This window comes from Rhizobium atlanticum (assembly GCF_030182485.1).
In the GTDB taxonomy this organism is placed as follows: Bacteria; Pseudomonadota; Alphaproteobacteria; order Rhizobiales; family Rhizobiaceae; genus Rhizobium.
The window spans coordinates 1-9,608 of sequence record NZ_JAQJCJ010000053.1; the positions used below are offsets into that span (position 1 = coordinate 1).

Annotated in this window: 11 protein-coding genes; 7 read left to right on the top strand and 4 right to left on the bottom strand. The window is 58.8% G+C overall.

Going from position 1 to position 9,608, the window contains the following annotated elements; genetic code table 11:
* The 3 genes from PH551_RS32200 to PH551_RS32210 form a co-directional block, all read left to right on the top strand.
* A partial coding sequence (locus PH551_RS32200) for an alpha/beta hydrolase (RefSeq protein ID WP_483315458.1) occupies positions 1-489 on the top strand: 489 nt, incomplete at its 5' end.
* Between the two features lie 49 nt (positions 490-538).
* Complete coding sequence (locus PH551_RS32205) at positions 539-1,309, top strand: SDR family NAD(P)-dependent oxidoreductase (protein ID WP_285196353.1); 771 nt, start codon at positions 539-541, stop codon at positions 1,307-1,309.
* Positions 1,310-1,427: 118 nt separating this feature from the next.
* Positions 1,428-2,132: a TetR/AcrR family transcriptional regulator gene (locus PH551_RS32210; protein WP_285196354.1), complete on the top strand. Its 705-nt coding sequence runs from the start codon at positions 1,428-1,430 to the stop codon at positions 2,130-2,132.
* A 19-nt stretch (positions 2,133-2,151) separates the two neighbouring features.
* Here PH551_RS32210 and PH551_RS32215 read toward each other — a convergent pair whose 3' ends face one another.
* The 4 genes from PH551_RS32215 to PH551_RS32230 all read right to left on the bottom strand — a co-directional run bounded on the left by PH551_RS32215 (position 2,152) and on the right by PH551_RS32230 (position 5,713).
* Entirely contained in the window at positions 2,152-2,619 is a 468-nt protein-coding gene (locus PH551_RS32215) for a RidA family protein (RefSeq protein ID WP_285196356.1), read from the bottom strand.
* 13 nt (positions 2,620-2,632) lie between these two features.
* Positions 2,633-3,700, bottom strand: a complete 1,068-nt coding sequence (locus tag PH551_RS32220; RefSeq protein ID WP_285196357.1) for a glutamate cyclase domain-containing protein — start codon at positions 3,698-3,700, stop codon at positions 2,633-2,635.
* A gap of 11 nt (positions 3,701-3,711) precedes the next feature.
* Positions 3,712-4,716: a threonine ammonia-lyase gene (locus PH551_RS32225; RefSeq protein WP_285196358.1), complete on the bottom strand. Its 1,005-nt coding sequence runs from the start codon at positions 4,714-4,716 to the stop codon at positions 3,712-3,714.
* Between the two features lie 100 nt (positions 4,717-4,816).
* Entirely contained in the window at positions 4,817-5,713 is an 897-nt protein-coding gene (locus tag PH551_RS32230; RefSeq protein ID WP_285196359.1) for a LysR family transcriptional regulator, read from the bottom strand.
* A 198-nt stretch (positions 5,714-5,911) separates the two neighbouring features.
* Here PH551_RS32230 and PH551_RS32235 point away from each other — a divergent pair, with 198 nt between their 5' ends.
* The 4 genes from PH551_RS32235 to PH551_RS32250 all read left to right on the top strand — a co-directional run.
* On the top strand, positions 5,912-6,889 hold the full coding sequence (locus PH551_RS32235; RefSeq protein WP_285196363.1) for a Gfo/Idh/MocA family protein: 978 nt from the start codon (positions 5,912-5,914) through the stop codon (positions 6,887-6,889).
* Positions 6,890-6,918: 29 nt separating this feature from the next.
* Complete coding sequence (locus PH551_RS32240) at positions 6,919-7,998, top strand: Gfo/Idh/MocA family protein (protein WP_285196365.1); 1,080 nt, start codon at positions 6,919-6,921, stop codon at positions 7,996-7,998.
* 129 nt (positions 7,999-8,127) lie between these two features.
* Positions 8,128-9,114, top strand: a complete 987-nt coding sequence (locus PH551_RS32245; RefSeq protein ID WP_285196367.1) for a LacI family DNA-binding transcriptional regulator — start codon at positions 8,128-8,130, stop codon at positions 9,112-9,114.
* A gap of 260 nt (positions 9,115-9,374) precedes the next feature.
* A partial coding sequence (locus PH551_RS32250) for a Gfo/Idh/MocA family oxidoreductase (protein ID WP_285192137.1) occupies positions 9,375-9,608 on the top strand: 234 nt, incomplete at its 3' end.

Consider the following 9,608-nt stretch of genomic DNA (forward strand, 5'->3'; position numbering starts at 1 on the left):
GCGGCTCTTGCAGCGCGTCAGCCCTCGCGCATCGGTTCGATGACGCTGATCGCACCGATTGGCCTTGGCAAGCAGATCAGCCGGGACTTCCTGACCGACTTCATCGCCGCCGAGCGCCGGCGCCCGCTGCAGAACGTCCTGGAGCGGCTGTTTGCCGATCCGTCCAAGATCACCAACGACATGGTCGAGGGCACCTTGCGCTTCAAGCGGCTGGAAGGCGTTCCCGAAGCGCTGTCGGCCATTGCGGACGCCATTGCCGATAACGGCGGTCAGAAGCAATCGATCGGTGCAACGCTCAACGGCCTGTCCTGCCCGCTCACGCTGATCTGGGGCGACCAGGATCAGATCGTGCCCGTGCCAGAGCAAGGCGAAATCCTCGCCAACGCGACCTTCGTCAAACTGCAGGCGACAGGACACATGCCGCAGATGGAAGCCGCGGCAGCCGTCAACGACCAGATCAAAAAGACCATCAAGCAGGCCGGTGCCTGACTGACCCAGTCAAACAGTATTTGAAACCCACAACTCAGAGAGCACTATCATGAAAGACTACGAGAATAAGGTTGTTATTATTACGGGAGCGGGATCCGGCATGGGACGAGCCATGGTCGGGGAATTCGTCTCCCGGGGCGCACGGGTCGCTGCAATGGACATCAATTTGGAGCGCGCCAAAGAAACCGTCGATGGGCTGAGCGATCCATCGATGGCTTTTGCGCTTCAAGTCGATGTCAGCGACCAGGACAGCGCCAAGAGAGGCGTGGACGCGGTCATCGCCCGCTGGGGGCGTGTCGATCTTCTTTGCAACAATGCGGGTATTCTTGATGGCCATGCGACGGCTCACGAAGTCAGCCTCGCCGAGTGGAACAGGGTCTTGGCAGTCAATCTGACCGGTCCGTTTCTGATGGCCCGCGCGGTCATCCCGCAGATGCTCGCTCAGGGGAAGGGCGCAATTATCAATACCTCGTCAACGTCGGGGTTCAGTGCGGCTGGAGGCGGTTCTGCCTACACGGCCTCAAAACACGGCGTGATCGGCCTCACTCGTCAGCTGACGTTTGAATATGGTGCGCGCGGAATCCGGGTTAATTCTATCTGCCCGGGCGCGACGGCAACGCCTTTGGCGTTGCCCGAACACAACGCCGCCTCACCCGACATGGATCTCGCGATCAGCAAGGTGCCTGCAAGACGCTGGTGCCAGCCGCAGGAGATCGCAAAGCTTGCCGCGTTTCTGGGAAGCGACGCAGCGGACTATGTTCACGGGAGCGAATATGTCATGGACGGAGGGTGGCTGGCGGCTGCGCGCGATCCGTTTTGAGCTGAGCTGAGAGAGGGACGTGAATGGGAGAGGGTGTCGTGGTGGACAAATTCCGGGGGCGGTCGAAATCGATCTCGGCTACGGGGAACCGTGGTCGTTGCGCCGGATTGGAAATTCGATGACCCTCCCCACATCATTATCCGAGGCTCGGAACCGCTTCAAACGGCATCTGGACAATTGCAACTGGTCAGAATTGACGGCAGGGCGGAAGAGAATCCTCGAGGTTTTCTTGAGACTTGCAAGCATCGAAGGTTATTCGGCCGTCACAATGAGAACCCTTGCGAAGGAAGCAAATGTCAAGGCTGCAAGCATTTATTTCCATTTTCCTGATGGTCGCAGCGAAATTGTCGCCCAGTCGCTCCGTTGGCATTACTCGAATTGGGGATACAGCATCCTAGAAGCTATCGATAAAGTCTCCGAACCCGAGCAATTTTGGGATGCGTTGGTATCGGCGGTAGCACGGTGCCAGATAAGCATCCCGGCCAGCGATCTTTGGGATCTCCTGGTGCGGATGGATCGAGTTGGCGGCTTTCTGGAAGCGGAGTTCCGGCAGGAAATCGATCATTGGCTCGATCTTTGCGCTGGCCTTTTTCAGGCGAGCGCAGCGGCGATCGGATACGCGGTTGATCGCGGCAGGGTCAATATGATCATGTCCATGCTCGATGCCGGCAGCAATTGGAGCCAATGGAATGGCGATGCCGCGGATCTGGATGCGATTGCCGAACAGGCAACCATCGTTTCGCGCGCCATGCTGTCGGCGCCTATGGGCAGGTTGAGGCGCACGACTGCGGCAGACGAAATTCCAAGCAGGAATAGCCGCTGAGGGCGGCCACTCTCATTTCTCAATTGACCAGCTCAACGATGGCTTCAATCTCAACCGCCATTCCTGACGGAAGAGCATGAGTTCCGGACGCAATTCGCGCGTGCGGTCCTCGTTCGCCAAAGAGTTCGCAGATCAGGTCTGATGCAGCATTCAAAACCTTCGCTTGGTCTTCGAATTCAGCTGTGCATCGGACCAAGCCCGCCAGGCGAACGAACCGCTTCACCTTATCAAAGTCGCCGTCGCAAGCAGTCTTGACGTGGGTGACAATATTGAGGGCGCACAGTCTAGCGGCCTCGCGCGCATCATCCAACGTTATCGTATCGCCCACAGTGCCTTTGAAAACGAGTTCGCCACCCTTGCGAGGGCCTTGCCCGGCAATGAACAGGAGTGATCCGGCTCGCACGAAGGGAAGATAGTTTCCCTGCGGCGGATTGCTTTTGGGAAGCTCGAGACCGAGCTTCGCCAGTTGCCTGTCGACGGGGTTCATCGGCCACCTGCCTTCATTTCAGCTGGCGCCAGTCGCCGCTGTCACCTTTCCAGCCAGTCACGCGACCGGCCAGCCGCTCAAGCGTGTTCCTGAGGGTCGTTACAAGTCCTGCCCATTCAGCCGCGGAGATGCCATCGACCGCCGGTTCTGGCCCCATGAACATGCCGTCCACACCACCGAAGGATACGCATTGCTCGATGCATCTCCGTTCGAGATCGCCGTCGTGAAAAATGGATGGCTTCTCAAGGAGCGCCGACAGGGCGGCGATAAGACCGGTCGCCCCCCAGTTGGACACATTCGATACAATCAGATGATCAGCGGCGGTCGCAGCCGCAACCCCTCCGCGCCCCGGATGGCCGCTGTCCTTCGCCTTGGGAGAAAAGCTCTTAAGGTCCTCTCCGATGACGCCCATGCCGAGTTCGTTGCCGCCGTCGCCGATCGCCAGGAACGGTATTTTTTCGGCTTTTGCGCGTAGGAAGAACTGATCGAGATCCGCGACCATGCCGTCGAGAGGACGACCGCCGAGACCGTGATACAAGCCGCGATCGTTCCGGCCCGGTCGCTCTATGGCGATGACGAGCGACGGTCTGGTGACGTCTAGAAGTGCATCGGTGATTGCCTGGCAGCCCGATGTGTCCTTCGGGACGGTGCGGATATAGACCGGACGGACGAAATCGACCGGCTTGATGATGCCGTCATCAGGAAAGGGAAGGGGGGCCAGGCCCGCACCCCGGCAGGTCCCGACGGTCATCTCGAGCCAATCATTGTCGGTCAGGATAATCGTTTCGACGCCGAGGCCCAGAAAAAGAGCACGTGCCAAAAGGGCTGCGCCAACGGGGCCGTCGGTTTCGGGCACCCCGGCGCCTTCGGGAAAGCCGGTCGCGATGATCACCGGGCCGCGATGTTCGCGAACGCGATCGCAAATGATCTTGGCACCCGCCACGCAGGCATGCCCTGGCTGGCGCGCCTGGAGTGCCTGATAGATCTTGCCGATCAGACCGACACCGGTCAGGTCGAGCGTCATGAAGTCTTCGATGGTTCGGGCAATGTTCCTGCCCTTTGCACTTTCCAAATCAAGCATGATGGGATCCTTCAATCCTGACCGTCGATGATGTTCGCAAATTTGTTCGCATCCACATTGCCGCCGCTCAGAAGAATGGCGACGCGCTTGCCGGCAACGTTGACCTTCCCTGCCAGAAGGGCGGCCAGAGCCACTGCACCGCCCGGCTCGACGACGAGCTTGAGTTCGCCATAAGCGAACCGGATCGCTGCTTTCACCTCCTCGTCGGTCACCGAGAGGCCGGCCGACAAATGCTTGCGGCCAATCGGAAAGGTCAACTGGCCGGGGATTGGCACGAGCAGGGCGTCGCAGATCGATGCCTCCTGTGCAGGCGCCTTCGTGGCCGCTCCAGTGGCAAGGGAAAGGGCCATCCCGTCGAAACCGACGGGCTCGACGCTATAGATCTCCGTTCGCCGCATCAGTGCATGAATACCGCAGGCAGCACCCGAGACGAGGCCCCCACCCGAGCAGGGAAAGAGCGCCAGATCGAGTTCCTGCCCGATGTCGCGCGCCTGCTCGGCGATTTCCGCGCCGAGCGTGGCCTGGCCTGCAATCACGAAGGGATCGTCATATGGAGGCACGATGACGGCGCAGGTGTCCGCAGCGATCTGCGCGCCGATTTCCTCGCGGACCTCTCTTGTTTTATCGTAGAGACGAACCGTGGCGCCGTTCTTACGGACACCATCGATTTTGGTCCTTGGAGCCTCTTGCGGCATAAGGACGGTCGCCTTGATGCCGAGCTTTCTCGCGACATAGGATATGGCGAGGCCGTGGTTGCCCGACGACCAGGCAACGATGCCGCCCTGACGCTGTTGCGGCGACAGTTGAAGCGCCCGGTTAAGCGCGCCCCGCAACTTGAACGAACCCGAACGCTGCAGATTTTCAGGCTTGATGAAGACGCGGGCGCCGACGGCTTTATCGAGGACCTCATTGGTGAGCAGCGGCGTCTTCAATGCATGCGTTGCGATGCGCTCGCGTGCGGCCTCGATCGCAGCTTCGGTCGGTTCGTCATAGGATGCGGAAATTTGTACGGTCACTTCAAGCTCCCAGATGCGTACCGGATTGAAGCGCGCCGTCCACTTAATGTGAAATTATATTATTGCATCGGCTGGCATAACGGAAATGAATGATCGCGCGTTACCTCACGCCACGGGCATATCTGTCGGCAGTCGTTTCAGCGATCCGCGCAAGTTCACCGAGAATTTCTCCGCCCACGCCGAGAGGGTAAAATGCATAGAAGCTCAACGGCGGCAGGACGATGTCGGTCGAAAGCTTCCTGAGGTCACGGTCCTGCACATCGGTACGCAAGGAGCCTTCCGCCACAAGTGCGATGCCGACGCCGTCGAGCGCCATCTTTTCAATCGTGGAGATCGACGAGTTGGTGAAAATCCGTGGCGGCCGCTCGGTATTTCGGAGCAGCATGTCGCGCAGATATTCATAGGGATAGGTGTTGCGGGGATAGGTCAGTATCGGAAAGCCCGAAGCGTTCGCGTAGGTGAGCGCCTCGCCCTCAAGAAGCCCGGGCTTCGCATAGAAATGCAGCGGGAAGTCATTGAGCTTTCGCTGCGTGAAACCATCCACGATGGAGGGCCCGAGTGCGAGGGCCATATCGATTTCGCCTTCCTGCAAAGCCCGCAGCATAGGGGGCGTCACGTCGACGGTGATGTCGAAGTCGATGTTCGAAAACTCACGCGACGATTGTTCGAGAAACGTGGCAAGCCATGTCTGAACAATTGTTTCCGAAACGCCAAGCCGAACGCGACGTTGGTTCTTTTTGTTAAGCGCGAGATCCTTCTCCATCGCGGAAACCTGCCGTAGCACCACCTCGGCGTGACCATAGAGAACCCGTCCGACGCTTGTCAGCGTGATCGGTTTGTTCGATCTATTGATGAGCGGCTCACCGACCAGATTTTCCAGAGCGCTTATCCGTTGCGAGACACCCGGCTGCGTGGTGTTCAGTTTTTCCGCGGCCCGTGAGAAGCTGTGAAGGTGGGCCGCCCAATAGAAGACCTCCAGACTGCGTAGGCTAAACATGATCCCGCTCCATCAGAAACAGAATGTTATCGTTGACATCCGAGCAAAATCTGATTGACTAACTCAAATGACGTCAGCTGCTCGGAAGCTTCCCCCAATATGTAAACGTTAACATTGCGCCCGTCAAAGGCGTTGTGGGCTTTGGTTGCCGTAGACACTTTTGCGCACAGAGATATCGATCATCCGAAGGAGTATGCAATGAGTTTGGCCGTTGGAGTGATTGGCGCCGGCGTCATGGGGTCGGAGCATGCCCGTATTCTGAAGGAAGCGACGCCTGGTGCGCATCTTTCCGGCGTTTGCGATGCTGACGAGACGCGCGCCCGCAAGGCTGCAGGTGACGCCTGGGTGACGGCGGACGCGCTTGAACTCATCCGCTCCGACCGGACAGATGCGATTGTCATCGCTGCGCCGGACGCCACGCATGCCGGTCTCGTTCTGGCCTGCATCGAACAAGGCAAGCCGGTGCTTTGCGAAAAGCCGCTGGCAACGACGGCCGCGGAAGCCCGCAGCGTCGTGGAAGCTGAGATCAAGGCTTCGCGCCGGCTGGTCCAGGTTGGTTACATGCGCCGCTTCGATCCGGCCTATGTCGAAATGAAGCGGCTGAAGGACGAAGGCGCGATCGGCCCACCTGTCATCCTGCACAATGTGCACCGCAATCCGATTGTGCCCACCTGGTTTGCCGGACCAATGTCGGTGACAAACGCTTTCGTCCACGAAATCGACGCAAGCCGCTGGCTGCTCGGCTCGGAGATGGTCTCTGCTCACGTGCGTTCGCTCGGCGCAGGCGATCCGCTGCTGATCACAATGGAGACAGACAGGGGTGAACTCGTCTCGACCGAGGTGTTCATGAACTGCAGATATGGCTACCACGTCCATGCGGAACTGGTTGGCCGGAAGGGAACGCTGCAGACGATCACGCCGCGCCTGGTAACGGAAAATCTCTCCGGTTTCACGAGAGGCACATATCCCGATAATTGGATCCCGCGTTTTCGAAACGCCTACATTGCTCAGCTCGATCGCTGGGTCAAAAGCACACGCAGTCAGGTTCCCGGCGAGGGGGCGAGTGCCTGGGACGGCTATTTGACGACGAAGATTGCCGATGAAATCGTTGCCGCCATGGCGAGCGGCGTTGATGCAAGACTGGCCCCGGAAGCAGCTCCGGCGCTCTATCGCTGACCCATACCGATCAAAGACGAGGTGCGAGAATGCTGATGCCGGTAAGATATGCCGTGGTCGGAGCCGGATGGATCTCTCAGGAGGCATTCCTGCCGGCGGTGCCGCAAACGGGCAATTCTCGCGTTACGGCGATCGTCTCGGGAAATCGGGAGGGCGCCGGCCAGCTTGCGGCGTTTTTCGGCATCGACCATGTATGTGACTATCGAGACTTGGACACAATGCTCCGGCAGGATCTCGTCGATGCCGTTTACGTTGCGGTTCCCAATCCGATGCACCATGATTTTGCCGTGCGTGCCGCCAACGCGGGCAAGCATGTGATGGTCGAAAAGCCGATCGCCACTTCCGAGAAAGAGGCGATTGCGATGATTGACGCAGCTGCGCGAAACGACGTGCTTTTGATGACGAGTTACAGGCTTCACAACGAACCGGCGACATTGGCAGCTCTCGATGTCCTGCGCGCGGGGAAGATCGGAGAACCGCTCTCCTTTACTGCGTCGTTCGGCTTCCAGTCGCAAACCGGCAATCATCGTCTGAAGAGCGAGTTCTGGAGTGGGCCGCTTCAGGATATCGGCATCTATTGCATCAACGCGGCCAGGCACGTTTTCGAGGCGGAGCCTGTCGAGGTGTTTGCGATGGCGGCAAGACCGCAGAACGATCAGCGGTTCACGGAGATCGATGCGAGCATAACAGTCACGTTGCGCTTCCCACAAAACCGGCTGGCACAATTCTTCTGCAGTTTCGGGGTTTTTGATGTCGACACGTATCGTGTCGCTGGAACCGAGGGCGAATTGATCATGGAGAACGGCTTTCGCTTCGACACGCCTTCGCGGCTGATCGTGAAGACGACGCGCAACATCGACACGATATCCTATGACATTCACGACCAGTTCGCCGGGCAGATCCAATATTTCTCACAATGCATCCTCACCGGAACACGGCCGGAACCGGACGGCGAGGAGGGATTGGCAGATCTCAAGGTTCTCGTCGCAATCGAACAATCGCTGCGCGCCGGCGCCCCACAGCCCGTTTCCAACCCTCCAAGGCCCGGGCATCCCGCTCTCTCCATGGTGAGGCGTTTGCCGACGACAACGAGACGGCTTCTCCTCTGACGGATGGACTGACCGGTGCGAAACCGGTTTCCGATTGTTGACGGGCTCCGTCCTAGCTGGTCAAATGTGCAGGCGGTGCGCCAATACGCGTCGTCGTTGCACTGTGACATGTTGGATGAGCGATTAAAAATGAAGAAGCCCCCCACGGTACGGGATGTTGCGCGCCTTTCAGGCGTGTCGACGGCAACTGTTTCGCGGTATTTTAGCGGCAAGGCCAGCGCAATAGCCCCAGACACGCTGGAAAGTGTTCGCAACGCTGCGGAAGCGCTCGGCTATACGCCCTCAGAAATCGGGCGATCTCTGCGGCTTTCGAGGAGCCGTGTGGTGGTGATGCTGGTTCCGGATGCGACGAACCATTTTACCGCAGACGTCGCGGCGTCCGTCGAAAAGGCGCTCAAAGAATACGGGCTGTCGATGGTTTTGGCGAATGCCGCTGAAGATCCGAAGCAGCAGGATCGGTTGTTGACCGACGCTCTCGGTCTCAGGGCACGGGCCATCATCCTCCAGGGCGCGATCGATACGCCGCAACTGCGTGAGCTGGCCGGACGGCAGAATAATCTTATTTTCGTCAACCGTCGCCCGGCAGAAGGGGTGTCGGCGCCCTATGTCGGCATCGACAATTATGCCGCCGGTCACGACGTCGGTCGCTACTTCCGGGACCGAGAATACGAAAATTGCGTCGCGATCTCGGGCCCCCGAGAGTTTTCGGGAAGCAGCGAGCGTCTTCAGGGATTTCTCGACGGGCTCGGACGGAAGACGACCGTACAACATTTCGAAACGAGCTTTACGATGGAGGGCGGCTACGAGGTTGGTAGACAATTGTTCTCTCAACCGCGGGACCGCTTCTCCATATTCTGCGGAAACGATATGATCGCCTATGGCGTGCACCGTGCGGCGGTTGAGCGCCAGATGCGCTTCCCAGATGACCTGGTGCTCTTTGGTTTTGACGACAACAGGTTGAACGAGTGGCTGGCGCCGTGGCTTTCCACCGTTAAGGTTCCTGCCTTCGATTTTGGACCTGCGATTGCAAGCCTCGTGTGCGAGCCGGGCGACCCCGCCGAGGGGACGGCAAATATCATCCTGCCCTTCGAACTCAAGCTGCGCGACTCCGCCTAGATTCCGATGGCAAAGTGCGCCTGTGTCTGAGCCGCTGTCGGATCATGATCGACGCTACTGGCGGGCGCGCTATTGGTTTTCCTGCCTGTCTTTTGTCGGCCGGTGATTTCTCCGATCACATTTCCAATGTAATCGTTGACATTGGGTTTTTCTCGTGTTGTATACGTTAACATTACAGTTTCTTGACGGGCCGGCATTGTGTCCGGTCTCTGGTTTAGCAGGTGCGGGACGCCTTTCCGCGCCATAAGGAGGCTTTTGCGGTGAAGAAGTTGAATGTTGCGCTGATCGGTACGGGCTTCATGGGGAAGGCTCACTCGATTGCGACCGCGGTTGTGCCGATCCTGTTCGGTTCTCCGGTCGAGATCGAACGCAAGGTGGTTGTCGACATCGACGAGGAATTGGCGCAGAACGCCGCCAAACAATATGGCTTTGCCGAATACGCGACCGACTGGCGCGAGGTCGTTTCGCGCCCGGACATCGACATCGTCGACATC

Coding starts and splice junctions, on each gene's coding strand:
- PH551_RS32205 (WP_285196353.1), top strand. CDS start 539: ATGAAAGACTACGAGAATAAGGTTGTTATTATTACGGGAGCGGGATCC.
- PH551_RS32210 (WP_285196354.1), top strand. CDS start 1,428: ATGACCCTCCCCACATCATTATCCGAGGCTCGGAACCGCTTCAAACGG.
- PH551_RS32215 (WP_285196356.1), bottom strand. CDS start 2,619: ATGAACCCCGTCGACAGGCAACTGGCGAAGCTCGGTCTCGAGCTTCCC.
- PH551_RS32220 (WP_285196357.1), bottom strand. CDS start 3,700: ATGCTTGATTTGGAAAGTGCAAAGGGCAGGAACATTGCCCGAACCATC.
- PH551_RS32230 (WP_285196359.1), bottom strand. CDS start 5,713: ATGTTTAGCCTACGCAGTCTGGAGGTCTTCTATTGGGCGGCCCACCTT.
- PH551_RS32235 (WP_285196363.1), top strand. CDS start 5,912: ATGAGTTTGGCCGTTGGAGTGATTGGCGCCGGCGTCATGGGGTCGGAG.
- PH551_RS32240 (WP_285196365.1), top strand. CDS start 6,919: ATGCTGATGCCGGTAAGATATGCCGTGGTCGGAGCCGGATGGATCTCT.
- PH551_RS32245 (WP_285196367.1), top strand. CDS start 8,128: ATGAAGAAGCCCCCCACGGTACGGGATGTTGCGCGCCTTTCAGGCGTG.